Source organism: Sphaerisporangium album, assembly GCF_003323745.1.
Classification (GTDB): Bacteria; Actinomycetota; Actinomycetes; order Streptosporangiales; family Streptosporangiaceae; genus Sphaerisporangium; species Sphaerisporangium album.
The window spans coordinates 441058-467670 of the sequence record NZ_QOIL01000005.1 but is presented as its reverse complement, the minus strand read 5'-3'; the positions used below and the strand labels follow the sequence as shown (position 1 = coordinate 467670).

The following is a 26613-nucleotide window of genomic DNA, read 5'->3' as shown; positions in this document are numbered from 1 at the left end:
GGGCGAGGCGCGCCTTCCACCACTTCTGGGCCGCCGCCAGGCGGTCGAACGGGACGGTCAGCTTGACGAGCAGCAGTGCGGTTGCCGTGAGGGTGGCGGCCAGGCCGTAGGCCCCGGCCGGGAGGGCGACGCCGAACCATGTGCGGGCCGAGCGCCGCCGCCCCGAAGAGCACGAGCAGCACTGACGGGCTCGGCGCTAGACCACCAGGGCGACGGTGCCGATGAACATGCTGACTACGCTGGCCCGCTCATCCAGAACCCCCACAAGCTCGTTTGGCAGCCTCAGTGGATCGACGAAGAACCGATCAGTCCTGTCCCCAGGATCAACGTCGCGACCACTGCCAGCTCGACCACTGCCACCCGGCGCCACCCGTGGAACCGAACGCCGCTCGCAGGCGGCGGTGCCGGTTCCTTCACCCTTCAAGCGTGCCGCCATCGGCACACAGAACGGCGGAAAGTGATCGAGGAGTTACCCGAGCTGTCGATGATCGGGCTTCGGGTGGCCACCGACAAAGAGCGCGTGCCGGACACGATCTGGCCGATCACGATGAGCACACGAGTTTCGTCCTTGGCGTCCAGCCCTACGTCCATCTCTGTATCGCCGCCTGAGGCCGCGTGGTCATCGCCAGCGACTATGGGCAGAGGAAATCGTCGGCGTCGCCCTGAGGCGAACCGAGAGCCACTCAGCGCCTGCTGTCGCCGGGGCCAGCAGGCTGGAGACCAAGCCCCGTACTCACGGTCGCGCCCGAGGCCTTCGGCTGCGATCACGAACAGGCCGAAGGCTTGGTCCACAAGGCCTCATGCACTGCCGACCGCTACGCACGGACTGACCCGAATCGATCACGCTCCACGTGTCCCGACCAGCCTGCACAGGGTCTCCATCTCTCCCGGGTTTCTAACATTCTTGCTAACATTGTTAGAGCATGGGAGAAGCGAACCGTAGAATCACGCCTCCTCGGCCTCTGCGGTGGCGGCCCGGACACGGGACTCGACGGCCGCCTGCTGATGGCTGGTGACGATGTGGCGGACCGCCTCGTCGGGGTCATCGGTGAGGTGGAGGAGCTTGGGGTCGTCCGGGGAGATCATGCCGTTGGCCAGCAGGGTTTGGTTGATCCAGTCGAGCAGGGGCTGCCAGTACGCCGTTCCCAGCAGGACGATCGGGAACATGGTGATCTTGCCCGTCTGCACCAGCGTGACGGCCTCGAACAGCTCGTCCAGGGTGCCGAACCCGCCGGGGAGGACCACGAACGCCTGGGAGTACTTGACGAACATCGTCTTGCGGACGAAGAAGTAGCGGAACTCGATGCCGAGGTCGACGTAGTCGTTCAGCTTCTGCTCGAAGGGAAGCTCGATGCCGAGCCCCACCGAGACGCCCCCGGCCTCGCGGGCGCCCTTGTTGGCGGCCTCCATGCAGCCGGGGCCGCCGCCGGTGATCACCGCGTACCCGGCCTGGGCCAGGGCCTTGCCGAGGTGCTCGCCGAGCGCGTACTCGGGGGCGCCGACGGAGGTGCGGGCCGAGCCGAAGACCGTGACGGCGGGCGGCAGTTCAGCGAGCTGCCCGAAACCCTCCACGAACTCGGCCTGGATGCGCAGCACGCGCCAGGGGTCCTGGTGCAGCCAGTCGGCCGGGTCCCGGTGGTCGAGGAGCCGCTCGTCGTAGGTGGAGTCGGGCACCATCCTGCCCCGGACCAGGGAGGGGCCCTGGCGGCGCTCCTCGCGTGAGTTTCTGTCCATCCGGACACGCTAACCGCCCGCGAGACCACACATGCCCTCCCCGATCGGGACGGTCCCGGCAGGGCGTAAAGAATCTTGGAAAATCTGTCCGGAGCAGCGGAACCGTTTCTTCGGAAGCCCCCGTCTAAGAGACGAGGGTGCTGCTCGGGACTGAAAGTGGCTTTCCCCGCCAAATGGCCGGCGAGGAAAGCCACTTTCTTTTGTGCCGTGAGCCGGGTGGGCGTGCCGCGGATCATGGGACCGCGTCCAAGGGCCGGATCAGGCCGTGCCCAGCCAGTCCAGCATCCGGCGCTCACACTCGACGATCTTGCCGAGCGAGACGTACTCCCCCTGCTGGTGGGCGAGGGCCGGGTCGCCAGGGCCGTAGTTCACGGCCGGCACGCCGAGGCCCGCGAACAGCGAGACGTCCGTCCAGCCGAGCTTGGCGCGCGGGGCGCCGCCGACGGCCCGCGCGAACGCGGCGGCCACCGGGTGGGTCAGCCCGGGACGGGCGCCGGGCGCGCCGTCGGTGAAGCGCACCTCGTACCCGCCGAACACCTCGCTGACGTGCTCCCGCGCCTCCTCCAGCGAGCGGTCGGGGGCGAAGCGGTAGTTGACGGTGACCACGCACTCGTCCGGGATCACGTTGCCCGCCACCCCGCCCGCGATGCCCACCGCGTTCAGGCCCTCGTGGTACGCCAGGCCGTCCACGACCGGCTCGCGCGCCTGGTAGGCGTTCAGACGGTCCAGGATGGGCGCCGCGGCGTGGACGGCGTTCACGCCGTACCAGGAACGGGCGCTGTGGGCCCGTTTGCCCCGGGTGAGGATCTGCGCGCGCAGCGTGCCCTGGCAGCCGCCCTCGATCTCGCCGTCGGTGGGCTCCATGAGCACGGCGAAGTCGGCGGCGAGCAGCTCGGGCCGGGTGCGGGCGAGACGGCCCAGCCCGTTGCGGACCGCCTCGACCTCCTCGCAGTCGTAGAAGACGTACGTGACGTCCCTGACGGGGCTCGGCACGGCGGCGGCCAGCTTGAGCGCGACGGCCACGCCGCTCTTCATGTCCGTGGTGCCGCAGCCGTACAGCAGGTCGCCCTCGACGCGGGACGGGAGGTTGCCCGCGAGGGGCACGGTGTCGATGTGCCCCGCGACGACCACGCGCTCGGCCAGGCCGAGCTCGGTGCGCGCGACGACCGCCTCGCCGTCGCGGACGACGGTGAGGTGCGCGAGGGGCCTGAGGGCCGCCTCGATCGCGTCGGCCAGGACCTTCTCGTCGCCGCTGACCGACTCGACGTCCACGAGCGCGGCCGTCAGCGCCCGGACGTCACCCGTGAGGTCGAGCGGCCTCGCCCGCGTCACCGTTCGTCCCCCCGGCTCAGGCGTTGACGCCGTGCTGCCGCAGCACGTCGTTCAGCTCGGCCTTGTCGTGGCGCTGCCCGGGGGCGAGGCGCTTGAGGACGAGCACGCAGGGAAGCCCGAAGGTGCCGCCGGGGAACTCCTTGGCGCGCGTGCCGCCGACGGCGACGCACCAGTCCGGGATGCGTCCCCGGCTGATCTCCTCACCGGTCTCGACGTCGATGACCGGCATGGAGGCCGAAAGGATCGTGCCGGCGCCGACCACGGCGCCCTTGCCGACCCGCGCGCCCTCGACGATCATCGAGCGGCTGCCGATCAGCGCGTCGTCCTCGATCACGACCGGCACGGCGTTCGGGGGCTCCAGGACGCCGCCGATGCCGACGCCGCCCGACAGGTGCACGTTGGCGCCGATCTGGGCGCAGGAGCCGACCGTGGCCCACGTGTCCACCATGGTGCCGCTGTCGACGTAGGCGCCGATGTTGGTGTACGACGGCATCAGGACCACGCCGGAGGCCAGGTAGGCCCCCCAGCGGGCGATGGCGCCCGGGACCACGCGCACGCCTTCCAGGGAGGTCTTCAGCGGGATGCGGTCGTTGTGATGGAAATCACCGACCTGGCTCCTCACCATGCCGAGCACGCGGAAGCTCAGCAGGATGGCCCGCTTGGCGCGCTCGTCCACGATCACGTCGCCGGAGGTGTGGTCCACGAAGGCGACCCGGGCCTTGCCGGTGTCCAGCATGTCCACCGCGCCGACGATCACGCCGCGCGCCTCGACGTCCTCGGGCGACAGCTCGGCGCGCCTCTCCCACAACTCGTCCACGGCGGCGGGCAACGGGCTTTCGAAGGTCTCGCTCATGGTCTGCGAGCTTAGTGCCGCAACGCGACGTCGGCTGGACCGGTAGGTTCTCACCGTGGCACGGCGATTCTCCAAAGCGGTCCTGACGATCATCGTCATCGTCGTCGTGCTCATAGCCGCCCTGTTCTACGGCGTTTATCACCTGCTGAACAAGGCGAAGCCGCTCGGCGAGTTCTGCCAGGTGAAGGGGCCGTCCGGCGTCCTCAACCTGGAGATCGAGCAGGCGCAGATCGCGGCCACGATCGCCGCCGTCGCCACGCGCCGCAAGCTGCCCGACCGCGCGGTCGAGATCGCCTACGTGACCGCGATCCAGGAGTCCAAGCTCCTGAACCTGCCGTACGGCGACCGCGACTCGGTGGGCGTCTTCCAGCAGCGGCCCTCGCAGGGCTGGGGCACCGTCAAGCAGCTCCAGGACCCGGTGTACGCCACGCAGAAGTTCTTCGCGGCCCTGGTGAAGGTCAAGCGTTACCAGAAGCTGCCGCTGCACGAGGCCGCCCAGGCGGTGCAGCGCTCCGCCGACGGCTCGGCGTACGCCGCGCACGAGGAGGACGCCAAGATCCTCGCGGCCGCGTTCACCGGACGGGTGCCCAAGGGCGTCCACTGCTGGTACCCGATCGCCGACCAGCCGCCCGCCCCGCAGCCCGCCAAGGCCCGCAAGGAGCTGGTACGGGCGCTCGGCGACCTCGGCGCGGCCTCCGGGGACGGGACGCGGATCGACGCGAGCTCGGAGCGGCGGGGCTGGCTGATCGCCGCCTGGTCGGTCGCCAACGCCCGCCGGTACTCCCTGCGGCAGGTGAGCTACGCGGGGGTCACGTGGAAGTCGGATTCGGGCCACGACGGCTGGCTCGCGGACGGCAAGGCGGTCGCGGGCAGGGTCGACCTGGCCTGAGAGGCCGGGCCCGGCGGCCAACGGCGGCGGCCATGACACGAGGGGTGCCGTCGGGACTCGTGGCCATGACACGGAGGGGTGCTGCCGGAGGCTTTCCGAGAAGGCCTCCTGGCGGCTTACAGCATGCGCTCCACGTGGAGGGACCCCGGCGCCAGCGGCTGCGCGTACGCGGCCGTCCAGGACTGGCCCTGCACCCGGTTGAAGCTCAGCAGGCGCCCGTCGCCGGCCCGGTAGTCGGCGAAGTCGACCAGCCCGCGCTCGGGGTAGCCGGTGGTGCCCTCGGAGCGGAAGGCGGCCGTCCCGCGCTCGATCGGGTAGAACTCGACGCCTTCCATGATCAGCATGCTCTTGGCGGGCACCATGCCCTGGGTGGGCACCGGCGTCCAGAGGTAGACCTCCAGGTGCGGCGGCTCCTCGGGCGTCGCGCCCTCGTGTTCCTCGACCGAGAGCCACTGGTAGACGCGCACGCCCTCCTCCAGGAGGTATTCGGTCCACTGGTCGCCCTGCCACGACAGGTGGAGGGCGCCGATGACGCGGGCCCGCACCCCCTGCCGGTCGACCGTGTCGCCCACCTTGATGGTGCGCGGGTCGAGGTAGTCCGGGTCGATGACGACCGGGCGGGCGAGCGCCGGGTGCGACGACATGGACTCGGGTGCCGGCTCAGGAGGTCTGGGAGCCGGACGAGCCTTCCTTTCGGGTCGTCGCGTACCGAGGGAGACGCCCAGTACGACGACGAAGATGGCTGCGCCCACTGCGAGCACGACCACAACGGTCATGCCGCGGGATACTACTGGAGGCGAAGCAGCGCCGCATTGACCCGCTCGTCACTTGCCGTCATGGCGATTCGGATATGCGAGGAACCGGCCTGTCCGTAAAAGTCGCCCGGCGCGACCAATATGCCCATCTCGGCGAGGGACCGGACCTGCTCCCAGCACCCGCGATCATCGGTCGCCCACAGATAGAGCCCCGCCGTGGAGTGCTCGACCCGCCACCCCGCCTTCTCCAGCGCCGGACGCAGCAGGGCGCGCCGCGCCGCGTACCGCTCCCGCTGCTCGTCGGCGTGCCGGTCGTCGGCCAGGACGGCCGCCGTGGCCGCCTGGACGGGCGCGGGCATCATCATGCCGGCGTGCTTGCGGACCTCCAGCAGCCGCTTCACCAGCGCGGGGTCGCCGGTGACGAACCCCGCGCGGTACCCGGCGAGGTTCGAGCGCTTCGACAGCGAGTGCACCGCGAGCAGCCCCTCGTGGAAGCCGTCGCAGACGTCCGGGTGCAGGATCGAGACCGGCCGTTCCTCCCAGCCCAGCTCGATGTAGCACTCGTCGGAGGCCACCACCGCGCCGCGCTCGCGCGCCCAGGCCACGACCTTGCGCAGGTGCTCGGCGGGCAGCACGCGGCCCGTGGGGTTCGACGGGGAGTTCACCCACACCAGCGGCACCCGCTCGGGCCCGAGCCCCAGCAGGCCGTCGGTGGCGTACGGCTCGGCGCCCGCGAGGCGCGCGCCGACGTCGTAGGTCGGATAGGCCAGCGCCGGGATGACCACGCGGTCCCCCGCGCCCACGCCGAGCAGGGTGGGCAGCCAGGCGACCAGTTCCTTGGAGCCGATCGTCGGCAGCACGTCCCCGGGGGCGACGGTCACGCCGTGACGGCGCGCCAGCCAATCGGCGGCGGCACGGCGCAGCGCGTCGGTGCCGTGGGTGAGCGGGTAACCGGGGCTGTCGGACGCGCCCGCGAGCGCCTCCCGGGCCACGGCCGGGACCGGGTCCACGGGCGTGCCCACCGACAGGTCGACGATGCCGCCCGGATGGGCGAGCGCCAGTTCCTTGTACGGCGCCAGCCTGTCCCACGGAAAATCGGGCAGCGCGATCACCGAATCACCCCCGGCCTTTCGAACACGACGAACTCACGACACCGGCTGGTACCGCGACCGAAAGTCACGGTACCCAGCGGCACCTCGTGATCACGGACCGACCGGGTCAGTGTTCCTCGGCCTGGGGCGGGAGCGCCGCCACGATCGGGTGATCCTTGTTGATCTTGCCGACCTTGGACGCGCCGCCGGGCGAGCCCAGGTCCTCGAAGAACTCGACGTTCGCCTTGTAGAAATCCTTCCACTGGTCGGGCGTGTCGTCCTCATAGAAAATCGCCTCGACCGGGCAGACAGGCTCGCACGCGCCGCAGTCCACACACTCGTCTGGGTGAATGTAGAGCATGCGGTTGCCCTCGTAGATGCAATCGACGGGGCACTCTTCTATGCACGCCTTGTCCAGGACATCCACGCAAGGCTGCGCGATGACGTAGGTCACCTTGGACTCCTTCTTCTCCGCGCCTTCGCACGACTCGACCGCGGGTTGCAGAACCTAGTATTGCCGTGTCCGGCACTTGGCTGAAACGGGAGGGGGGCAAACCGCGTGACGTCCGGTTTCGGCGGCAGGCTGGTCATCTCGATATCTCCCTCGGACGTCGGTCACAGGATCACCGTCCGCCGCCGCGATCCCGAAGGGTTCCGGGACACCGTAGGGGTGCTCGAATCCTGGGCCGAGGGGGTACTCCGGGTGCGCAAACGGGACGGCACGCTGGTCGAGATCCCCGAGCGCCTGGTCGTCGCCGCCAAGGTCGTCCCCGGCCGCCCCGCCTGACGGACGGCGGCCGAGCGGGAAGGCCGAGCAGGAAGCGGGCCGAGCGGGCGGAAGCGGGCACGGGCCCGCAGGGGCCGTAACACCCGTCCCGCCCAATGCACCCCCAATGCCGGGCCAAACACCCGCGTGCCTCCTCGACGCGAGCCGATCTCACGCCGAGTATGCGATTCGTGACTCCACGTCGTACCGCCGCCGTAGCGCTCCTCGCCACCGCCGTCGCCGGGTGCTCCTCCGGGACCGCCCCCGAGAAGAAGCTTCCCCCGGTCAACCCCAGGGCCGCGAGCCTGGCCGAGGGCTTCGGCACCATGGACAGGCTCGTCGAGGCGGCGCGCAAGGAGGGGGCGCTCACCCTCGTCGGCGTCCCGCGCGACTGGGTCAACTACGGCGCCGTCATCGACCGCTTCTCCGGCGAGTACGGCGTGCGCGTCACCGTCGTGGAGCCCGGCGCGAGCAGCCAGCGCGAGATCGACGTCTCCAAGGCCGCGCCGGCCGGGCAGGCCCCCGACGTGTTCGACCTCGGCATGGACGTCGCCATCGCCAACGCCCAGCGGTTCGCCCCGTACAAGGTGACCGCCTGGCAGGACATCCCCGACACCGTCAAGGACCTCAAGGGCCACTGGTACGCCGGGTACGGCGGCTACATGTCGATCGGGTACGACCCGCGCAAGGTCCCCGCCCCGAAGACCTTCGCCGACCTGCTCAGGCCCGGGTACGCCGTGGCGCTGCCCGGCGACCCGCTGCGGACGGCGGCGGCGTTCAACGGCGTCATGGCCGCATCGCTGCAGGGGGGCAGGCCCGAGGCCAAGCGGGGGCTGGAATTCTTCGGCAAGCTCAAGCAGGGCGGCGGCTTCCGCCTCCCCTCCCAGGCCAACACGCTGGTCGACTGGGACTACGTGAACGCGGCCAAGGCGGCGGAGACCGCGGGCGACGACAAGCCGGCCTGGAAGGTCGTCATCCCCTCCGGCGCGGTGCTCGCCTCGTACTACGTCCAGGCGATCAACAAGAGGGCGCCGCACCCGGCGGCCGCGCGGCTCTGGCAGGAGTTCCTGTACACCGACGAGGTCCAGAACCTGTTCCTCAAGGGGTTCGCCCGCCCGGCGCGCATGGAGGCGCTGGAGATGAAGGGCAAGCTGGACAGGCAGGCCGCCGCCAGGCTGCCCCTGGTGCCCGGCGCCCCGGTCCTGCTCACCGTCCCGCAGGCGGACGAGGCGAAGACGTTCCTGAAGGAGAACTGGGCCAGGACCATGAAGTGAGCGGCTCGCCCGCCGGCGATCCCAGGGCCTGTACGTGTGGGAGTGCGGAGAAGCTTCCGGACAGATGTGTCCCCAGCACAACAAGGCTCTAAAGTGTCTTTACTTACCGACACGGGAAGCGATGGCGGAGAATGCGAGCTGATCGGCCTTGCGATACGACACACCGAGCTTGATGCGGTGGAACGCACGCGCCTATGACAGCTCCTTCGGCTACGTCTCGGCGCACGGCGCGCCGCTCATCGAACTGCTGGACCCCCAGCCCGGTGAGAGCATCCTCGACCTCGGGTGCGGCACCGGAGTGCTCACCGCCGACATCGCCGCCCGCGGCACCCGCGTCCTCGGCATGGACGGCTCCTCCTCGATGATCGAGGTCGCCACGCTCCAGCACCCGGGCCTCGACTTCGTGGTCGGGGACGGCGCGAACTTCCGCGTCGGCGAGGCCTACGACGCGGTGTTCTCCAACGCCGCCCTGCACTGGATGGGCCGCGACCCGGACGCGGTGATCCGCTGCGTCCGCATGGCGCTCACCCCGGGCGGCCGGTTCGTCGCCGAGATGGGCGGCGCCGGGAACTGCGCGGCGCTGACCTCGGCGATGCTCACCGCCTGGCGGGAGTACGGGCTGCCCGAGCCCGACCTTCCCTGGTACTTCCCCACCCCCGCCGAGTACGCCGTCCGCCTGGAGCATGGCGGGTTCACCGTGCGGCTGCTGGAGTACTTCGACCGCCCCACCCCGCTCGACGAGTGCCCGGGCGGCGCCGCCGACTGGGTGCGCATGTTCGCCGGGTCGCTGCTGGACGGAGTGCCGCCAGCGACGGTGGAACCCTTGCTGACAAGGGTGAACGAGCTGGCCGCGCCCGCGCTGCGCCGCGAATCGGGCTGGATGGCCGACTACGTGAGGCTGCGATTCGCCGCCGTCCGGGCCTAAGCGCCGTCCAAGCCCGAGCGATTTGCCAGACTATGGTCTCGTCAACGGAAGCACCGGAGAGGAAACGGGATGAACTTCTGTCTGAGTGATCTCGTGCCTCCGCTGCGCTGGAGCGACGCGACGGGGTTCCCTCAGCTTCGCGACCAGCCGGGCCTGCCGGACGCGTGGTGGCGCTCGGTCCCCATGAGCCGGGTGTTCGTCGTGCTCGGCCCCGAGGCGCTCGGCGACCTGCTCACCGAGCTGGCCCTGGAGCACTGGCCGGCCGCCGCCGTCGGGGACGTCCTGCCCGCCCTGCACGTCATGGACCCCGACGAGCCCGACGACCCGCAGGTCTCGATCGCGCTCGACCGCGTCGGCTCCTGGTTCGGCCTGCTGGCGCTGACCGGCCGCGAACTGGCCGACCAGCCGTTCATCCGGGCCCGCCCGGTGCTGGCCGCCCTGTTCACCGCCGTGTTCGCGCGGCTGACCTCCGCCGACCGGCCGGACGCCGTCACCGGCGACCAGACGCCGTCGCTTCCCCAGGGCGCCCCTGCGGCGAACGGCCAGACCCCGGGCCCCCAACTCCAGAGCCCCCGGGTTCAGACCCCGCAGGCCGGCCTGGGCGAGCGTCCGCCGGCGCGGCACGCCGAGCCGCCGGCCGCGCCTGCGCTGCCCAAGCTTCCCAAGCGGCAGCCCGCGGCGTCCAAAAGCAGCGACCCGCTCGGCCTCGCCGCGGCGCGCATGGCCGAGGCCGCGCTGGAGCAGCACGCGGGCGGGGCGCGGGCGGGCGCCTCGATGTTCACGCCGCCCCCGCGCACCGAGCGTCCGGCGCCTCCCCCGCCCATCGGCCCCGGTTTCGGCGTGGAGCCACCGCCGCCCCTCCCCGCGCCCGGGTTCGAGCCACCGCCGCCCCTCCCCGTGCCGGGGTTCGAGCCGCCGCCGCTCCCCGCCTTCGAGCCGCCGCCCGCGTACGGCCCCGAGCCCCTCGGCGGGTTCGGCGGCGAGGAGGCCGGGTACAGCCCGGCGCCGCGCCCGTTCGTGCCCGAGCCCGAGCCGTTCGACCCGGGACCGTTCGGCCCGCAGCCGGCGCCGGCGGGACCACAACCGGGAGCCCAGCAGGGCACACAGCCGGGAACGGAGCCGACCCCCGAGGTCGCCGGGGCCGAGGAGCCCGCCGAATCCCCCGAGGCCGGCTCGGAGGCGTCGCACGAGGCGGACGCGCCCCCCGCGCAGGGGGACCCGGCCGAGGACGAGGCGGCGCACCCCGACGAGGCGGCCGAAGCGGCCGGGACGCCGGAGGGCGACGCCGCGCCGCCGCAGGCCCGGGCCGGGACGGGCACCGACGAGCTCGCCGCCGCGGAGGCGGACATGATCTCGCTGATCGACTCGGTGTTCGCCGATCTGGACGACCAGACGTGGACGGTGGCGCAGATCCAGGTCTTCACCGACGAGCCGGCGGCCCCCGAGGAGCTCGCCAAGCTGTTCGCCGTCACCGCCGACGACATCGTGGAGCGCGAGAAGGACCTGCGCGACCGGCTCGCCGCCTGGCTGGACAGCCCGGCCGCGGCCCCGTACACCCAGTACCTGGAGAAGCTGCCCGGCGCGCTCGGCATCGCCGCCCCGAAGTCGCGCCTGGTGGGCGCCGCCGCGTGGCACACCCGGGAGCTGCGGTCGCTGGACATCCCGGCGTGGCAGTTCGTGATGGCGACGCTCCCGGGCTACACCGTGCAGGACGAATGGCTGGTCGCCGGGGACATCGCGGACCTGCGCGAACGCACGTGCACGCTGATCCTCAACGCCGAACGGCCGCCGACGGTGGCGCGGGCGCTGGAGCTGGTCTCGACGCTGGGCATCCATCCCGAGGTCGCCAAGGAGTGGCTGGAGAACGTCCCCCAGCTCCGCATCCAGAGCGCGAAGAAGCCGGAGTCCGGCACCCCCGAGCAGCAGCCCCCCGCCGAGGCCGCCCCCGCCGCCCCCGAACAGGAGGGGCCGCCCCCCAGCGGGCAGCTCAAGGACGTGTCGATGACCCGCAAATGCTTCCGGCACCCGGACGGCCTGTGGTGGCTGCGCATCGACATCGGCCCCGAACAGCTCAGCGGCGGCGAATGCCCGCTTCCGAGCGGATTCGCGGCCTATCTGGGGATGTCCCCCGGCGACAGCCACACGGTCATGAGCGCGGCGGGCGAGGTCACCCTGAGCTGGCAGGCCCGCCCGGTCATCGACTCGCTCGGCCCGCTGCTCGACGAACTGGAGGCCGAGCCCGGGTCCTGCCTGTTCGTCACGATCGCCGAGGAGGACCAAGTCCTGCGGGCCGGTCTCGTCCCGCCGCCGCCCGCGGACGCCGACAAGAACACGCAGGCACTGCGGCTGGCCGGGTACACCGTCACCGGCGCGCCCGAGTCGCTGGAGGAGACGATCCGCGTCCTCGCCACCCGCATCGGCATGACGGGACCGGTGGGGCTGCCCGACCTGATGAACCGGCTGCGCGAGCGCGGGGACCGCGACCTGCTGTCCCTGATGGTCTGACGGGAACACCGGTGCCCCGGCTGGCGATCGCCCCCGACGTCCCCCGGGATCTCGACGCCCTGGACCGGTCCGCGCGCCGGGACGCGATCGTCGCGCTGCGCCGGTTCCTGCTGAACACCGCCTCCGCCCCGCACCCCGAGCGCGTCCGCAACACCCGCGACCCGCGCGTGGCGACGCTGAGGCTGGCAGACCGGCTGCGCGGGGTGGTCGTGCGCCAGCGCGACGTGTACTGGCTGCTCACGGCGCTCCCCGACGCCGAGGCGTGGTCGTTCGCCCAGCGGCACCGCTTCACCGTCAACACGGCGATCGGCGTGGCCGAGGTCTGGGACGCCGAGGCGCTGGACCGGGTGGAGCCCGCCCTGCGCCGCTCCGCCGGCTCGACCGGGGCGCGGCTGTTCGCCCACGTCTGCGACAGCGACCTGCTCGGGCTCGGCATCGACGCGCGGCTCGTCCCGCTGGTCCGGCTGATCACGACGGACGCGAACCTCGAAGCCCTGGAGCCCCTGCTCCCCGAGAGCCAGTACGCCCCGCTGCTCGTCCTCGGCCAAGGCGGCTCGGTCGCCGAAGCCTGGCGGGCGCTCGACACGCGCGTCGCCGTGCCCGTGACCTCCGTGGACGTCACCGACCTGCCCGCCGCCCTGGAGCGCACCCCCGACCGGGCCGTGTTCGTGCCCGACCCCGGGACGCTGGACCGCATCCTCGCCACCCCGCACTGGGCCACGTTCCTGTACCCGACCCAGCACCGGCTCGCCCACCGGGAGCTCTACGAGAGCCCTGTGCTGGTCACGGGCGGCGCGGGGACCGGCAAGACCCTGGTGGCCCTGCACCGCGCCCGGCACCTCGCCCACGGCGGCGCCGGACGCGTCCTGTTCCTCACCTTCTCCCAGAACGTCGCCGGGGACGCCTCCGCGAAGCTGGACGTGCTGGTGGACGACCCCGAGGTCCGCGCGCGCATCGAGGTCGGCAACGTCGACCGCCTGGCCCACCGCATCGTCGCCGAGGCCGAGGGCCGTCCCCCGCTGCTGGTCGGCGGGCCGGACCTGGCCGCGCTGTGGCAGGAGGCGGCGCACATCACGGGCGACGAGCACAGCCCGGCGTTCCTGCTGCGCGAGTGGGAGCAGGTCATCCTGGCGCAGAACCTGTGCACCGTGCAGGAGTACCTGGCGGCGGCGCGCAACGGCCGCAGCGTCGAACTGGACCACGAGCAGCGCACCGCCGTGTGGAAGGCCATCGAGTACGTCACCGAGCGCCTGCGCGCCTCGGGCAGGCGCACGCTGCTCCAGCTCGCCGCCGAGGCGTCCACGCTGCTCGGCAGGACCACCGGGGACCTCCTGGACGACGAGGGCCCCGCCCGCGAGCCGTACCGGCACATCGTGGTGGACGAGGCGCAGGACCTGCACCCGGCGCAGTGGCGGCTGCTGCGCGCCGCCGTGCCGCCCGCGGGCAACGACCTGTTCATCGTCGGCGACCCCCACCAGCGCGTGTTCGACACCCGCGTGGCGCTCAGCACGCTCGGCATCAAGGCGGAGACCCATCACCTCACCATCTCGCATCGGCTGCCGCAGGAGATCCTGTCCTGGGGCATCAGGCTGCGCGGCGGCAACGCGGCGGACGGCCTGGTCGACGGGGTGGTGCACCTGTTCGGTTTCCGCTCCACCCACCCGGGCGCGCGCCCGGCCGTACGCGAGTACGCCTCGCCCGAGGCAGAGCTGGCCGGCCTGGTCAACCACCTGCGCGAGTGGATCAACGACGGCGTCCCCGCCGAGGAGATCGCCGTCGCGGCGCGCACGGGCGAGATCGTGCGGGGCGCCAAGGCGGCGCTCGCCGAGGCCCGGCTCGCCGTGCGGGTGAGCACGCTGCACGGGCTGAAGGGGCTGGAGTTCCGCCGGGTCGCGCTGGTCGGCATCGCCGAGGGCGTGGTCCCGGCGCCCGAAACCCTGACCCCGGCGAGCGAGGACCCGACGGCCCGCGCCCACGACGTGCAGCGCGAACGCGGGCTGCTCTACATGGCCTGCATGCGGGCCACCGAGAGGCTTTACCTGTCCTATTCGGGCCGAGCAAGTCCCTTTCTGCCACCATGACCCAATAACCTGAACCGCGGATAAGACTCCGTCTCGTCCCGCCCAAGCCCCGTTCCGGTTGGACCCCAATGAACTTGAGCCTTAGCGACATCGTGCCGCCCCTGCGCTGGACCGCACCTGGCCAGGTCGAGCCGATCGCGAGCGACCCCCGCCTACCGGAGGCGTGGTGGCAGGCGCTCCCGATCGACCGGGCCTGCCTGGTCATCGGAACCGCCCAGGTGGCGGCCCGGCTCGCCGACCTCGCCACGGCCTGCTGGGGACACCTGCGGCTCGGTGACATCCTGCCTCTCGTCCGCATGACCGACCCCGAGAAGGGGTTGCGCGTCGCCGACGACCGCGAGCTGGCGCTCACCCTGTTCACCGGCGTGCTGGAGCGCCTGCTGGCCTCCGAGAACGCCTCGGGCGGGCGCGACGCCGCGCCCGCCAAGGGCGACCGGCCGATCCCCGAGCTGATCGACGAGATCTTCGCCGTGCTCGACGACCGGCAGCGCGCCATCGCCCGCGACCGCGTCTACGCCGAGCGCCGCGCCACGCTGGACGAGCTGGCGCAGCGCTTCTCGGTGACCCGCGAGCGCATCCGCCAGATCGAGCGCGACCTGCGCGACCACGTCCAGACCCGCCTGGCCACGCCCGAGGCCACCCCGCTGGCCGCCCACCTGGCCTGGCTGCGCGGCCGTCTCGGCTCGGCCGTCCCCGCCGACGACCTCGCGGCGGCGGCGCCCTGGCACCGCACGGACATCGCCACGCTCGGCGTCCCCGCCTGGCGCTTCATCCGCACCCTGCTCACCGGATACGACCAGGTGGACGGCTGGCTGGTCGCCGGCGGCGCCGACGAGCTCAAGGAGAAGACGCGCCAGCTCTTCACCGACGGCCCGGTGAAGCTGCCCGAGGCGGTCTCGATGGTCGCCCAGCTCGGCATACGCGAGGACGTCGCCGAGCGGTGGCTCGCCTCCGTGCCGCAGCTGCGCGTCCTGGAGGGCCACGTCGTCCCCTGGCCGCGCAGCGTCAACGAGAAGGCCGAGGCCGTGCTGGCCGTCGCCGAGGCGCCGCTCAGCCCCGAGGAGATCCAGACCCGCATCGGCGAGGACTACAGCCTGGTCGGCATCCGCAACCAGCTCACCGCCGACGACCGCTTCCTGCGCGTCGACAGGAACCGGTACGGGCTGTCGCGCTGGGGCGGCGAGGAGTACATCGGGATCCGCGAGATGATCGTGCGCGAGATCGAGCGCGCGGGCGGCGAGGCCTCGGTGAACAGCATCGTCGCCAACCTGACCACGCGCTACGAGGTCAGCGAGAGCTCCGTGCGCGCCTACGCGGGCGGCCCGGGGTTCGAGCGCACCCAGCGGGGGTGGATCCGCGTCGCCGCCCCCGAGCAGGCCGAGCCCTACCACCCGCGCCGCGACGTGTCGATGACCCGCCGCTCGTTCCGCAGCAGGGACGGCCGCTGGTGGCACCGCGTGGACGTGAACGCCGAGCACCTGCGCGGCTCGGGCTCCCCGCTGCCGACCGGCTTCGCCGCCCACCTCGGCATGGCCCCCGGCGGCTCGCTCACCACCTCGACCCCGTCCGGGGACGTCGTGATCAGCTGGCACAACCAGCCCACGATGGGCTCCATCAGGACCGTCCTCGCCGACTACAACGCGGGTGAGGGCGACTCGATCTTCCTCACCGTCTCCGACGGCGGCGAGCTGCTGACCCGCTACCTCCCCCAGGCCGCCCCCGGCCTGCCCCCCATCAACATGGCCCTGCACCTCATCGGCTACACCGCCCCCGTAGCCTCCGAGGCCGAGGCCCTCCGCCTGATCGGCGCCCGCATCGGCCTCCCCGACGGCGCCTCCCGCGACGAGGTCCTCACCCGCCTCCGCGACCGCGGCGACCGAGACATCCTCGCCTTCCTCGACCCCGAGGCCCCGTAAGGCGGCCCCAGCATGAGAGGGGAACCAGGGACATCTTCGCGACCGCAAGGCCGACACGCCTACCGTCCGCGCCGTGATCCTCAAGAGAGAAACATCCCCGCGGACGCGGGGCCGACCGGGTCGATGATGCCGTCGTCCACCGCTTGCAGGGAACATCCCCGCGGGCGCGGGGCCGACGTCCGGCAGATCATCCTGAACGGCCGGCACGTCGGAACATCCCCGCGGGCGCGGGGCCGACTCCCACGCGCCCGATGCGAACTTACGGGCGGCGGGAACATCCCCGCGGGCGCGGGGCCGACGGACGGCCGCAGACAGCTCGGATCAAAGGTGACGGAACATCCCCGCGGGCGCGGGGCCGACCACCGAGCCAGGCGAGCGCGTCATGATGCCGAAGGAACATCCCCGCGGGCGCGGGGCCGACACGCCGGTTAGGTACGTGTCCCACGATGCGAGCGGAACATCCCCGCGGGCGCGGGGCCGACGACCGCCATCCGAACCGACGCCGCCCGACTGTCGGAACATCCCCGCGGGCGCGGGGCCGACGATTCTCCTGTGGGCTATCCTGCTCAGGTTCCAGGAACATCCCCGCGGGCGCGGGGCCGACAAGGCGTGCGCTAGCCATACGGCGCTGGTCGTCGGACCATCCCCGCGGGCGCGGGGCCGACAAGGGGTACAAGCTCGCCGACGCGCGCGACGACGGACCATCCCCGCGGGCGCGGGGCCGACTACGCGTGCGAGATGCTCGGACTGGAGCGCTACGGACCATCCCCGCGGGCGCGGGGCCGACAAGTCGACCATTGCTGAATCGCTCGCATACCAGGGACCATCCCCGCGGGCGCGGGGCCGACTGGCCTACATCTACTAGGCCAAGATCACCACGAGGACCATCCCCGCGGGCGCGGGGCCGACGGACGGCGGCGGCAAACGCCCGCCCGCCGGGCCGGACCATCCCCGCGGGCGCGGGGCCGACCCTCTGCCCAATCCATCTCCCTATCCATCACGCGGACCATCCCCGCGCGGGGATGTTCCGTCGCCCGTCACGATGTAGGTCGCGATCACGGGGTCGGCCCCGCTAGATCTGTGCCGCTCGACGTCCATGACCTAGGCTCGGTGGCATGTTGCGGCTGTATGACACCCGGTCCAGGCAGCTCGAAACCGTCGTCGCCCCGGGGGCGCGGGTTGTGCGCGTGTACACCTGTGGGCCGACGGTCTACCGGTACGCCCACGTGGGGAACCTGCGGTCGTATCTGTTGCCCGATCTGATCCGGCGGGTGCTCGAGCGGCACCGGGTGGGGACGGTCCTCTGTCAGAACATCACCGACGTCGGGCACCTCGTCGATGACGACGAGATCGACGCCTCGGGCGAGGACAAGGTGCTCCAGCAGGCGCGCCGTGAGGGGCGGTCGGCGCTGGAGATCGCGCGGTTCTACGAGGACGCGTTCCGCCGTGACACGAACGCCCTGAACATGCGCCCGCCCGAGCACACCCCGCGGGCCACCGAGACGATCGATCTCATGATCGAGATGATCGCCGGGCTCATCGAGAAGGGGCACGCATACGCGCTGGACGACGGGTCGGTGTACTTCGACGCGCGGAGTTTCCCGACGTACGGCGAGATTTCGGGGAATCGGCTGGACGCGCTGAAGCCCGCCCACCGTCTGGAGGGCGTCGACCCGCGCAAGCGGTTCCACGCCGACTGGGCCCTGTGGAAGGCGTCCGACCGCGACATGACGTGGGAGACGCCGTGGGGACGCGGCTTCCCGGGCTGGCACATCGAGTGCTCGGCCATGTCGCTGCGCTTCCTCGGCGAGCACATCGACATCCACACCGGCGGCAAGGACCTGCGCTTCCCCCACCACGAGGACGAGCGCGCCCAGTCCAACGCCTCCGTGGGCCACGACGTCGTCAAGCACTGGGTGCACGGCGAGCACCTGCTGTTCGACGGTCGCAAGATGGCCAAGTCCACGGGCAACGTCGTGCTGCTCTCCGACGTCGAGGCCGCCGGGCTGGACCCGCTGGCCGTGCGGCTGGCGCTGCTCGAACATCGGTACCGCCAGCAGATGAACCTGACCTGGGACACCCTCCAGGCGGCCGACCGCACGCTGCGGCGGTGGCGCCAGCGGGTCGCCGAGTGGGCGGAGTCGCCGAGCCGGCCGATCGCGGCCGAGTACCGCGACCGCGCGCAGGCCGCCCTGGACGACGACCTGGACACGCCCACCACGCTGCGCGTCCTGCGCGAGCTGGAGCGCGACGAGTCGCTGCCGCCCGGCTCGCGGTTCGAGACGTTCCTGCACCTGGACCACGTGCTGGGCCTCGATCTGTCGATCGACATCGGCAAGCCGCGGGTCGCGCCCGTCCTGCCACCCGGCGGGGCCGAGCTGCTGGAGGCGCGCGCCAAGGCCCGCGAGGCCAAGGACTGGGCGGCCTCCGACCGCCTGCGCGACGAGCTCGCCGCGCTCGGCGTGAAGGTCACCGACACCCCCGAGGGCCAGACCTGGTCCTGAGCGCCCGCGCACGGGTGGGGCGTCAGCCGGCCGAGGGCGTGAGCAGCGTGGGGGGCTCCTCCTTCACGATGCGCAGGGGCGCCTTGCCGTAGCGCTTCGGCAGGTCCCTGGCCGCCTTGGCGACCTCGGTCGTGCCGACCTCCACCGCAGTGCCGTCGAAGCGCGCGGCGACCGTGGTGATCGGGATGCCGTGCCGTGCCCAGTAGGCGACGTCGTCGGTGACGCGCCGGGCGATCGCCTGGAGCTCGCGCGCGGAGTGCGGGGCGTCGCGCAGCTTGATCGCCGCCGTGCCGAATCGCTCGCGTAGCGCCGCGTCGAGTTCGGCCGAGGGACGCCGGTAGACGATCACCTGGTTCCCCGCCTGGTCGAGGGCCACCCCCGCGTAGAGGTCGGGGAACCGGTGGCTCAGTAAGGTCTCGATCGCGCTCGCGAGGGAGCCGAGCTCCTGCGGACCGGTCGGCGCCGTGGCCGCGCCGGTGGAGGGATCGGTGGTTTCCCCGCCGGGAGGCTGTGGGGCGTCCGGGGTTCCGGCGGGCCGGGGAGCGTCGCCCCCGGACGGGACCGGCGCGGCGCAGGCCATCACGCCGATCACGACGAAGCCGAGAAGTGCCGCGCCGAGCAGGGCCATGCGATGGTCCGCGTTCATGATGAGTCCTCCTGAGCCGCCGGGACGTCCGCTCACTACGCAACATACGACGGAAAGAGCCCTGGCGCGCTCACCGTGACCCGATTCGCGTGGCCGGCCGTTGATCGGAATTCCTTCCCGATGATCGGCTGGCAGACCGGGTTTAGCGTCACATAACGCATTATCCGGAGGGATCACTGCCTTTTGTGGCGGCCGGTGAAATGGGAAACGGGGCCGGTGAGTCAACACCGGCCCCTCTTTCTCTATCCCACGCGATCCGATCAGGTCAGGATCCTGACCGTCCTGTCAGGCGCCGTCGATCGAATCCACGTGAGTCATCAGCCGAGAGTGATCGCGATTCCCGGGAACGCGGTGGTCGCGTTGGCCCACGGCGCGTAGTACATCCGCCAGGCGCAGGTGCGGCCGCTGGTCACGTAGCCGGTGCACGGCACGGCGGTGGAGGTGTCGATGGCGGTGTTGACGCCCGCCGCGTACACCTGGCTGGTGTTGGAGGCGTTGATGACCTCGACCGAGCCGCCGCTGTCACCCTGGCCGACCGCGTTGGTGTGCGCGGACTGCTCGGCCCGGACCGTGTTGTAGATCAGGTAGCCGACGTTGATCGTGACGCCGACCTGCTGCACCTGGATGCTGCAGTTGGTGCCCGAGTACGCGCCGGAGGTGCACACCCACAGGCCCACGTAGGAGCTGAAGGTGCCGATCACCGGGTTGTTGAACTCCGGCGAGATGGAGCCGGGGTTGTTGTTGAAGACGCGGCCCCCCGCCGACGTGCCGATCAGCGCAACGTCGTAGGAGTTGTTGTCCTGCGTGAACGAGCCGATCACCTCGCCGGTGGGGTCGGTCGCGGTCTGCCCGACGTCACCGCAGTGGCCGGCGGTGAGGATCTTGCTCGCCCCGCCGTAGGTGACGGCGAAGCCGGTCGAGCAGCCGCCGCCGTTGCTCGCGTTGCGCCAGGCGCCGCCGCCCCACCAGGGCGGCGAGTCGTCCCAGCGGCTGGCCAGCGCGGGCTTGACGCCGGTCTCCACGGTGATCGCCACGGTGGAGTCGGCGACGCCGGAGCGCGTCGCGTTGTAGTCCGCGCCGGACACGGCCAAGCCGGAGCCGTCGGCCTTGGGAGCGATCGAGGTGATCACGTTCGCGGACTTGCGGAGCAGCCGGGACATCTCCTGCCGCAGTTCACTGGCCGAGTACGCCGCGGGAAGGACGCTGACGGGGACGTCCTTGCGCAGCTCGCCGACCAGGTCGCCGACGCGCTTGGGGGTGTCGCCCTTCCAGTACACGCGCAGCTCGTGGTTCTCCGGGGCGGCGATGACGCCGGCGAACCCGCCGCCGCCCTGCGCCTTCGCGGCGGCGGTGACGCGGTCGGCGGCCTTGACCAGCTTCTCCTGGGTGGCCAGCAGGTCCTTCCAGGACGCGAAACCGCCGGGGACCTTGCCGGCCGGCTCGATGGCGCGGGCCGTGGTGTCCTTGACCGGGGTGGGGGCCGCGGAGACCTGGGTGGCGCCCATTCCGATCGCGACGAGGGCGACGGCCAGTGTGACCGCCAGGCGACGGGTGGTGCGTGGTGCTCTTTGGGTGCTCGGGGGGGTTTTCACCGAATGCTCCTCTATGCCTTTCCTGCGGGGATGCATCCGGTATTCCATGCATTTAACGTGCAATCAATGCCTTGACTTATGTTGTAGATGTTGGTAAAGCGGCCTAGTTGTGGACCACATGCGGGTTCGCAAAATATAGCGAATGATCGGAAATATCGCCCATCTACCAGGGCAAGGCCTTTTACCCCGCCCGGATCCATGGCATGAGATCGAGATCTCACGGCGTCCGCTTTTGGACATGGCGGAACATCGCGGGCAAATAACATGACCGATGAGTGATCGAATATTCTACGGGAGTTCAGCGTCCCGGCGGATGCCATGACATATACGATCGGATATTTCCTGCGAACGATCAGCCGTCGGCCCCGGAAACGAGAAACAGGATGACCATGCGAGAGACATGACACGGCGACGGCTCGCGTCGTGGGGACGCGAGCCGTGTGTGGCGGTTCAGCCCGGCAGGCCGGTGAGGGTGCGGGTCTCCCCCACGGCGAGGTCCCACAGGTCCGCGCGGTCGCGGCCGGAGGCGATCCAGGCCGCGCGCGCCTCCTGGACGGGCGCCATCGGGGGCTCGCCCGACAGCACGAACGTCCCCCAGTGCATGGTCGCCATGCGCTGCGCGCCGACGTCCGTACAGGCCTGCACGGCCTCGGAGGGGTCGACGTGCGAGACGTGCATGAACCAGCGCGGCTCGTACGCGCCGACGGGCATGAGCGCCAGGTCGATGCCCGGGTAACGCTTGCCGATGAGCTTGAAGCGGTCGCCGTAGGCGGTGTCCCCGGCGAAGTAGATCCGCTGGTTCGGCGAGGTCAGCACCCAGCCGCCCCACAGGGTCTTGCACGTGTCGAACAGGGTCCTGCGGCTCCAGTGGTGGGCGGGCACGAAGTCGAAGGAGACCTCGCCGATGCGGGCGCTCTCCCACCAGTCCAGCTCGGTGACGTTGGTGAACCCTCTCTTGGCGAACCAGCCGCCGAGGTTGGCGGGAACGAACATCGGAGTGTGCTTCGGCAGGCGGCGCAGGGTCGGCAGGTCAAGATGGTCGTAGTGGTTGTGGCTGATGACGACGGCGTCCACCGGCGGCAGGTCGCTCCACGCCACGCCCGGCGGGGTCAGCCGCTGCCGCACCCCCGGGATCTTGCGCGACCAGACCGGGTCGGTCAGCACCGTCAGGCCGCCGATGCGCAGCACGTACGTCGCATGGCCTACCCAGGTCACTCCGGCGTCCTTCGGTCCCACGGGAGGCAGCCCGGCGCGCAGCACGGGAATCTGGTCCGCGTCACCGGTGTCGGCGCGGAACCCGCCGTACCAGGCGACGCTCACGACCTCGCGGAAATCGGGCAATGGGCAGGTCAGGCGGTCCTTGAAGCTGGAGGGCCAGGTCCGCTGGCGGGGCGGGGTGGCCGGGGTGATCTCAGGGCTGATGGTTTGCGACATTCGACCCTCCTGTTCATCGCCGAGTGGGAGGTGCGTTCGATCCCCAATGAGATCTTTAACCACTCTGACGTGATGATCCCCCTTGGGCGAGATTCATGCCTCAGTCCAGCGGGGTATCGTCACTTCCTCCCAGATGCGTAGCCGGTGGCCATTTCTGGGTCGGGGATGCCGGTCCTGCGTCGTCGTCTCCGTTTCCGGCCGCTCCATGCTCCCGCCCGCAAGCGTCCATGGTGAGCGGCTCCGCTCTCCATACCGGGGCCCGCATACTGGGGGCCCCTATTCAAGGGTGCCCTCTGCGCCAGCGCGAGGACCGTCGCGGGTAGCCCCCCTCCTCCAGATCGGCAAGGCGTTCGAACGGGTTCCACGAGGCCGGGTGGCCGCACAGGGCGAACGAGACCGCCACGGCGAGGACGTACAGGGGCAGCAGGGGCAGGCCCGCGCAGAAGGCGTACTGGGTCGCGTGCCGGGCCTCGTGGCGCAGCAGCGCGCCGGTGAGGTACCCCTCCCCGCGGGCCGTGAGGATGACGTTCCCCACCGTGAAGGCCCCGGCGACGGGGAAGGGGATGCGGTAGTCGTGGGCGTACAGCAGGCCGTGCTCGCCGCGGCGCACGCCGGCCCGTCCGGCCAGCGCGATCAGCAACCCCAGTGGCGTGGACAGGTTGACGTAGTTGAGCACCTGCCTGGCCCTGTGACGTGCCCGCATGTCTCGATTGTCACCCGGGGTCGCGGCGGGCGGTACCCCGGCGGGCGAGGGGACGTCCCACTATCTATGCGGACATTCCACCCGAAACATTTACGTGCCCGGCCTTGCCATACGGACCCTGACGCAGCAGCCACGACCCCGACGAGGGGATGAGAAGGACGGCCGTCACCAGCGCCACGGCCCCGGACACGAGGTAGTAGTAGCCGGGGGCGTTCGCCGCGATGACCAGATCGCCCTCGGGTCGCTTCATCGAGAACACCAGGGCGGCGAACATCCACCCCATGCCGGGCACGAAGGCGCCCAGCTTGGAGCTCATGAGCCGCCCGGCGCCGTACAACAGGCCGAAGAGCGCCAGGGCCAGGACGATCGGGATGGGCGCCACCACGTCGCCGAGCGGCCAGGAGTGCTCCAGGCCGGCCACCACCCCGTAGACGACGCCGAACACGAAGAGCAGGCCGTAGACGACGCCCGTCACGAGCCCGGACAGCGCCCCGCTCGCGGGCCGCGTCCCCGCCTCGACCTGCTCTTCCTCCATGGTTGGCAAGGCTAGCCGATGCCCGCGAAGAGATCGTCCTCGCGGTCGTGGGTCGCGTCGAGTCCCCCGTCCTCCTTGGGGATCCCGCGCCCGGCCGGCCCGCGCTCCCCCGCCGCGAGGATGTAGTACTCGACGCCCATCGACTCCTGGCCCATGCTCTCGGAGATCTTGAACCACGGGTCGCCGAGGTCGACCTGCGAGCGGTGGGCGCGCAGGGCGTCCAGCTTGGCCCCCGCGTGGGCACGGGCGTCGATCTCGGTCGTGATCACCTCGTCGGGGGCGCCGAACGGCAGCTCGTCGATGTTCTCCTCGGTGAAGAAGTCGAAGTCGGTGTCGCGCATGGCCTCGGCGAGGCGCCGCATCGACGACTTCGGCATGGTGGTGAAGTAGAACTTCGCGATCTTCCAGGGCTCGCCGTCGCCGTGGGAGGGGTCGGCCGCGAGCTCGAAGGCCCGCCAGGCGACCCGGTACGCCTGGATGTGGTCGGGGTGGCCGTAGAAGCCGTTGTCGTCGTAGGTGACCAGCACCTGGGGACGGACCTCACGGATGATCTTGACAAGCTCGCCGGCGGCCTCGTCCAGGTCGGCGCGCCAGAAGCACCGGGGGTTCTCGTTCGTGGGCGTGTCCATCATGCCCGAGTCGCGCCAGCGCCCGGGGCCGCCGAGGAAGCGGTGGTCTTCGACGCCGAGCGCCTTGCAGGCGGCCTCCAGCTCGCCGATGCGGTGCTCGCCGAGCCGGTCCTCCTGATCGGAGGCGAGGTGGGCCAGGTCGGGCACCACGATCTCGCCTTCTTCTCCCAAAGTGCAGGTCACGAGCGTGACCCTGGCCCCTTCGGCCGCATATTTAGCCATCGTGGCCCCCGTGCCACTGCTCTCATCGTCGGGGTGCGCGTGTACCAACATCAAACGACGATCGGTCATGTCCCGAGGTTATCCACAGGTCAAAGCGCGGGTCATCTCGGTTTCCGCACCGCCTGGCAGGATGAAGGGCATGAGTGAGAGCTTCCCGCGCCTTTACGCGAGGACCCGCCGGTTCAGCCTGGGTGTTCCCCGGGGCTTCACGATCGCGCCCGACGGTGGCCGCGTCGTCTTCCTGCGCAGCCGCTCCGGCACCGATCCGGTGACGTGCCTGTGGGAGCTCGACATCTCCTCGGGCGCCGAGCGCCTGGTGGTCGATCCGGCCGATCTCGGCGCGGCGGACGAAGACCTCCCCGCCGAGGAGCGCGCCCGACGCGAGCGCGCCCGTGAGCAGGCCGGCGGCGTGGTCGCGTACGCCACCGACTCCGCCCTCTCCTCCGCCGTCTTCGCGCTCTCCGGGGGCCTCTACCTCGCCGATCTGGCCTCGGGCGCGGTGCGCCGGCTCGACACCGAGGGCGCGGTGATCGACCCGCGCCTCTCCCCCGACGGCGCCCACGTGGCGTACGTCAGCGGCGGCGCGCTGCGCGTGCGCGACGTCGCCACCGGTGACGACCGCGCGCTCGCCACCCCCGAGGCCGACGGGGTGACGTACGGCCTGGCCGAGTTCATCGCCGCCGAAGAGCTCGACCGGATGCGCGGCCACTGGTGGTCTCCGGACGGCACCGCGCTGCTCGCCGAGCGGGCCGACGACTCGCCCGTGCAGCGGTGGCACATCGCCGACCCCGCCAACCCGTCCCGCCCGCCCGTCCCTGTGGGCTATCCCGCCGCCGGCACGGCCAACGCCGTGGTCGAGCTGGTGATCCTCGGGCTGGACGGCTCACGGGTGGAGGTCCCGTTCGAGGACGAGTACCTGGTGACCGCGAGCTGGGACCGGCACGGCCCGATGATCGTCACCATGCCCCGCGACCAGAAGACCCTGCGGGTGTTCTCCGTCGACGCCGGGACGGGCGCGAAGACCCTGCTGCGCGAGGACTCCGACGACGCGTGGGTGGACGTCGTGACCGGCGTTCCGGCGCGCCTGTCCGACGGCACGCTGGTCTGGACGGCCGACGCGGAAGGCGGCCGTCGCCTGTTCATCGGCGGCGAGCCGGTCACCCCGCCGTCGTTGCAGGTCCGCGACGTGATCGGCCTGGACGGCGACACCGTGCTGTTCCGGGCGAGCGCCGAGCCCACCGAGGTCCACCTGTGGACGTGGTCGGCCGGGGTGATCTCCCCGCTGACCGACGAGCCCGGCGTCCACACCGGCCTGCTCTCCGGCGGCGCCCTGCTGGTCGCGAGCCAGACCCTCGCCGCGCCGGGCACCACCGTGCGGGTCACGTCCGGCGACCGGCGCCTCTTCGTCGCCTCCGTCGCCGAACGCCCCAAGCTGGAGCCCCGGGTGTCGCTGATCCGCGCGGGCGAGCGCGACCTGCGCACGGCCGTGCTCTTCCCGACCGGCCACGTGCCCGGCTCGCGCCGCCTGCCCGTCCTCATGGACCCCTACGGCGGTCCGCACGCGCAGCGCGTGCTGTCGGCCGCCCGCGCCTACCTGGAGCCCCAGTGGTTCGCCGACCAGGGGTTCGCGGTGATCATCGCCGACGGCCGGGGCACCCCGGGGCGCGGTCCCGCCTTCGAGCGCGAGGTGCTGCACGACCTGGCGACCCCCGTCCTGGACGACCAGGTCGACGCGCTGCGGGCCGTCGCGCAGCTCCACCCCGACGACATCGACCTGTCGCGCGTGGCCGTCAAGGGCTGGTCGTTCGGCGGGTTCCTCGCGGCCCTCGCCGTCCTGCGCAGGCCCGACGTGTTCCACGCCGCCATCGCCGGGGCGCCGGTCACCGACTGGCGGCTCTACGACACCGGGTACACCGAGCGTTACCTCGGCCACCCCGACGAGCGCCCCGAGGTCTACGACCGGTCCTCGCTGATGGCCGACGCCGAGAAGCTGGAGCGCCCGCTGCTGCTGATCCACGGCCTCGCCGATGACAACGTGGTGGCCGCGCACACGCTGCGCCTGTCCTCGGCCCTGGTCGCGGCGGGCCGGCCGCACACCGTCCTGCCCCTGTCGGGGGTCACCCACATGACGCCTCAGGAGGTCGTCGCCGAGAACCTGCTGCTGCTCCAGGTCGAGTTCCTGCGCAGGTCGCTGGACGCCTGAGTCGTGGCGTGCGGCGCCGGGGCC

At 71.5% G+C, this 26613-nt stretch carries 22 protein-coding genes and 1 CRISPR repeat array; of the genes, 9 read left to right on the top strand and 13 right to left on the bottom strand.

All coding sequences use genetic code 11. The annotated features are described in order from the left end of the window. Window positions 1–420: 420 nt before the first annotated feature. From DQ384_RS41205 to DQ384_RS12000, 4 genes are all read right to left on the bottom strand, one after another. A complete protein-coding gene (locus DQ384_RS41205) occupies window positions 421–591 on the bottom strand; it encodes a hypothetical protein (protein ID WP_181871161.1) in 171 nt (56 codons plus the stop codon). A gap of 354 nt (window positions 592–945) precedes the next feature. After that, window positions 946–1734 carry an LOG family protein gene (locus DQ384_RS12010; protein ID WP_114028803.1) on the bottom strand — a complete coding sequence of 263 codons (789 nt, stop codon included), beginning with the start codon at window positions 1732–1734 and terminating at the stop codon, window positions 946–948. A 258-nt stretch (window positions 1735–1992) separates the two neighbouring features. After that, complete coding sequence (gene dapE / locus DQ384_RS12005) at window positions 1993–3066, bottom strand: succinyl-diaminopimelate desuccinylase (protein ID WP_114028802.1); 1074 nt, start codon at window positions 3064–3066, stop codon at window positions 1993–1995. 16 nt (window positions 3067–3082) lie between these two features. Then, the gene (locus DQ384_RS12000; RefSeq protein WP_114028801.1) at window positions 3083–3919 is read right to left on the bottom strand and encodes a 2,3,4,5-tetrahydropyridine-2,6-dicarboxylate N-succinyltransferase; all 837 of its coding nucleotides are present in this window, start codon (window positions 3917–3919) and stop codon (window positions 3083–3085) included. 55 nt (window positions 3920–3974) lie between these two features. Between DQ384_RS12000 and DQ384_RS11995 the strand changes: the two genes are divergently transcribed. Beyond that, complete coding sequence (locus DQ384_RS11995; protein WP_245966397.1) at window positions 3975–4808, top strand: hypothetical protein; 834 nt, start codon at window positions 3975–3977, stop codon at window positions 4806–4808. A gap of 116 nt (window positions 4809–4924) precedes the next feature. Here DQ384_RS11995 and DQ384_RS11990 read toward each other — a convergent pair whose 3' ends face one another. The 3 genes from DQ384_RS11990 to fdxA form a co-directional block, all read right to left on the bottom strand. Next, a complete protein-coding gene (locus tag DQ384_RS11990) occupies window positions 4925–5584 on the bottom strand; it encodes a DUF4178 domain-containing protein (protein WP_114028800.1) in 660 nt (219 codons plus the stop codon). Window positions 5585–5595: 11 nt separating this feature from the next. After that, a complete protein-coding gene (gene dapC / locus DQ384_RS11985) occupies window positions 5596–6675 on the bottom strand; it encodes a succinyldiaminopimelate transaminase (RefSeq protein ID WP_114028799.1) in 1080 nt (359 codons plus the stop codon). A gap of 106 nt (window positions 6676–6781) precedes the next feature. After that, window positions 6782–7108, bottom strand: coding sequence for a ferredoxin (gene fdxA / locus DQ384_RS11980; protein ID WP_114028798.1), 327 nt, complete (start codon window positions 7106–7108; stop codon window positions 6782–6784). A gap of 105 nt (window positions 7109–7213) precedes the next feature. Between fdxA and DQ384_RS11975 the strand changes: the two genes are divergently transcribed. The 7 genes from DQ384_RS11975 (at window position 7214) to cysS (ending at window position 18625) form a co-directional block, all read left to right on the top strand. Next, window positions 7214–7441, top strand: coding sequence for a putative acetyltransferase (locus DQ384_RS11975; protein ID WP_114028797.1), 228 nt, complete (start codon window positions 7214–7216; stop codon window positions 7439–7441). A gap of 170 nt (window positions 7442–7611) precedes the next feature. After that, window positions 7612–8694: an ABC transporter substrate-binding protein gene (locus DQ384_RS11970; RefSeq protein WP_245966396.1), complete on the top strand. Its 1083-nt coding sequence runs from the start codon at window positions 7612–7614 to the stop codon at window positions 8692–8694. A gap of 172 nt (window positions 8695–8866) precedes the next feature. Continuing rightward, window positions 8867–9619, top strand: a complete 753-nt coding sequence (locus tag DQ384_RS11965; protein ID WP_181871160.1) for a class I SAM-dependent methyltransferase — start codon at window positions 8867–8869, stop codon at window positions 9617–9619. A 69-nt stretch (window positions 9620–9688) separates the two neighbouring features. After that, window positions 9689–12124: a hypothetical protein gene (locus tag DQ384_RS11960; RefSeq protein ID WP_114028794.1), complete on the top strand. Its 2436-nt coding sequence runs from the start codon at window positions 9689–9691 to the stop codon at window positions 12122–12124. An 11-nt stretch (window positions 12125–12135) separates the two neighbouring features. Next, window positions 12136–14205, top strand: a complete 2070-nt coding sequence (locus tag DQ384_RS11955; protein WP_114028793.1) for a UvrD-helicase domain-containing protein — start codon at window positions 12136–12138, stop codon at window positions 14203–14205. Between the two features lie 68 nt (window positions 14206–14273). Continuing rightward, window positions 14274–16121, top strand: a complete 1848-nt coding sequence (locus tag DQ384_RS11950; protein ID WP_114028792.1) for a sigma factor-like helix-turn-helix DNA-binding protein — start codon at window positions 14274–14276, stop codon at window positions 16119–16121. A gap of 88 nt (window positions 16122–16209) precedes the next feature. After that, window positions 16210–17091: a CRISPR direct-repeat array (repeat unit 28 nt; unit sequence GGAACATCCCCGCGGGCGCGGGGCCGAC). Between the two features lie 145 nt (window positions 17092–17236). Further along, a complete protein-coding gene (gene cysS / locus DQ384_RS11945) occupies window positions 17237–18625 on the top strand; it encodes a cysteine--tRNA ligase (RefSeq protein WP_114028791.1) in 1389 nt (462 codons plus the stop codon). Between the two features lie 22 nt (window positions 18626–18647). On the opposite strand, the gene DQ384_RS11940 is transcribed toward cysS, so the two are convergent. The 6 genes from DQ384_RS11940 to mshB all read right to left on the bottom strand — a co-directional run bounded on the left by DQ384_RS11940 (window position 18648) and on the right by mshB (window position 24455). Beyond that, window positions 18648–19271, bottom strand: a complete 624-nt coding sequence (locus DQ384_RS11940) for a hypothetical protein (RefSeq protein ID WP_114028790.1) — start codon at window positions 19269–19271, stop codon at window positions 18648–18650. 317 nt (window positions 19272–19588) lie between these two features. After that, window positions 19589–20863 carry a chymotrypsin family serine protease gene (locus DQ384_RS11935; RefSeq protein WP_147268748.1) on the bottom strand — a complete coding sequence of 425 codons (1275 nt, stop codon included), beginning with the start codon at window positions 20861–20863 and terminating at the stop codon, window positions 19589–19591. Between the two features lie 450 nt (window positions 20864–21313). Next, a complete protein-coding gene (locus tag DQ384_RS11930) occupies window positions 21314–22297 on the bottom strand; it encodes an MBL fold metallo-hydrolase (protein WP_114028788.1) in 984 nt (327 codons plus the stop codon). A 280-nt stretch (window positions 22298–22577) separates the two neighbouring features. After that, on the bottom strand, window positions 22578–23000 hold the full coding sequence (locus DQ384_RS11925) for a hypothetical protein (protein WP_114028787.1): 423 nt from the start codon (window positions 22998–23000) through the stop codon (window positions 22578–22580). 64 nt (window positions 23001–23064) lie between these two features. Then, on the bottom strand, window positions 23065–23535 hold the full coding sequence (locus DQ384_RS11920; protein WP_114028786.1) for a DUF6113 family protein: 471 nt from the start codon (window positions 23533–23535) through the stop codon (window positions 23065–23067). A gap of 11 nt (window positions 23536–23546) precedes the next feature. After that, window positions 23547–24455, bottom strand: a complete 909-nt coding sequence (mshB, locus tag DQ384_RS11915; RefSeq protein ID WP_114028785.1) for an N-acetyl-1-D-myo-inositol-2-amino-2-deoxy-alpha-D-glucopyranoside deacetylase — start codon at window positions 24453–24455, stop codon at window positions 23547–23549. A 70-nt stretch (window positions 24456–24525) separates the two neighbouring features. On the opposite strand from mshB, the gene DQ384_RS11910 reads away from it, so the two are divergent. Beyond that, window positions 24526–26589, top strand: a complete 2064-nt coding sequence (locus DQ384_RS11910) for a S9 family peptidase (RefSeq protein WP_114028784.1) — start codon at window positions 24526–24528, stop codon at window positions 26587–26589. Window positions 26590–26613: the final 24 nt, after the last annotated feature.

Bases quoted from the DNA above. Each gene is read 5' to 3' on its own strand.
- DQ384_RS41205 (WP_181871161.1), bottom strand. From the start codon at position 591: ATGGACGTAGGGCTGGACGCCAAGGACGAAACTCGTGTGCTCATCGTG.
- DQ384_RS12010 (WP_114028803.1), bottom strand. From the start codon at position 1,734: ATGGACAGAAACTCACGCGAGGAGCGCCGCCAGGGCCCCTCCCTGGTC.
- DQ384_RS12000 (WP_114028801.1), bottom strand. From the start codon at position 3,919: ATGAGCGAGACCTTCGAAAGCCCGTTGCCCGCCGCCGTGGACGAGTTG.
- DQ384_RS11990 (WP_114028800.1), bottom strand. From the start codon at position 5,584: ATGACCGTTGTGGTCGTGCTCGCAGTGGGCGCAGCCATCTTCGTCGTC.
- DQ384_RS11965 (WP_181871160.1), top strand. From the start codon at position 8,867: ATGCGGTGGAACGCACGCGCCTATGACAGCTCCTTCGGCTACGTCTCG.
- DQ384_RS11960 (WP_114028794.1), top strand. From the start codon at position 9,689: ATGAACTTCTGTCTGAGTGATCTCGTGCCTCCGCTGCGCTGGAGCGAC.
- DQ384_RS11950 (WP_114028792.1), top strand. From the start codon at position 14,274: ATGAACTTGAGCCTTAGCGACATCGTGCCGCCCCTGCGCTGGACCGCA.
- cysS (WP_114028791.1), top strand. From the start codon at position 17,237: ATGTTGCGGCTGTATGACACCCGGTCCAGGCAGCTCGAAACCGTCGTC.
- DQ384_RS11940 (WP_114028790.1), bottom strand. From the start codon at position 19,271: ATGAACGCGGACCATCGCATGGCCCTGCTCGGCGCGGCACTTCTCGGC.
- DQ384_RS11930 (WP_114028788.1), bottom strand. From the start codon at position 22,297: ATGTCGCAAACCATCAGCCCTGAGATCACCCCGGCCACCCCGCCCCGC.
- DQ384_RS11925 (WP_114028787.1), bottom strand. From the start codon at position 23,000: ATGCGGGCACGTCACAGGGCCAGGCAGGTGCTCAACTACGTCAACCTG.
- DQ384_RS11920 (WP_114028786.1), bottom strand. From the start codon at position 23,535: ATGGAGGAAGAGCAGGTCGAGGCGGGGACGCGGCCCGCGAGCGGGGCG.
- mshB (WP_114028785.1), bottom strand. From the start codon at position 24,455: ATGACCGATCGTCGTTTGATGTTGGTACACGCGCACCCCGACGATGAG.
- DQ384_RS11910 (WP_114028784.1), top strand. From the start codon at position 24,526: ATGAGTGAGAGCTTCCCGCGCCTTTACGCGAGGACCCGCCGGTTCAGC.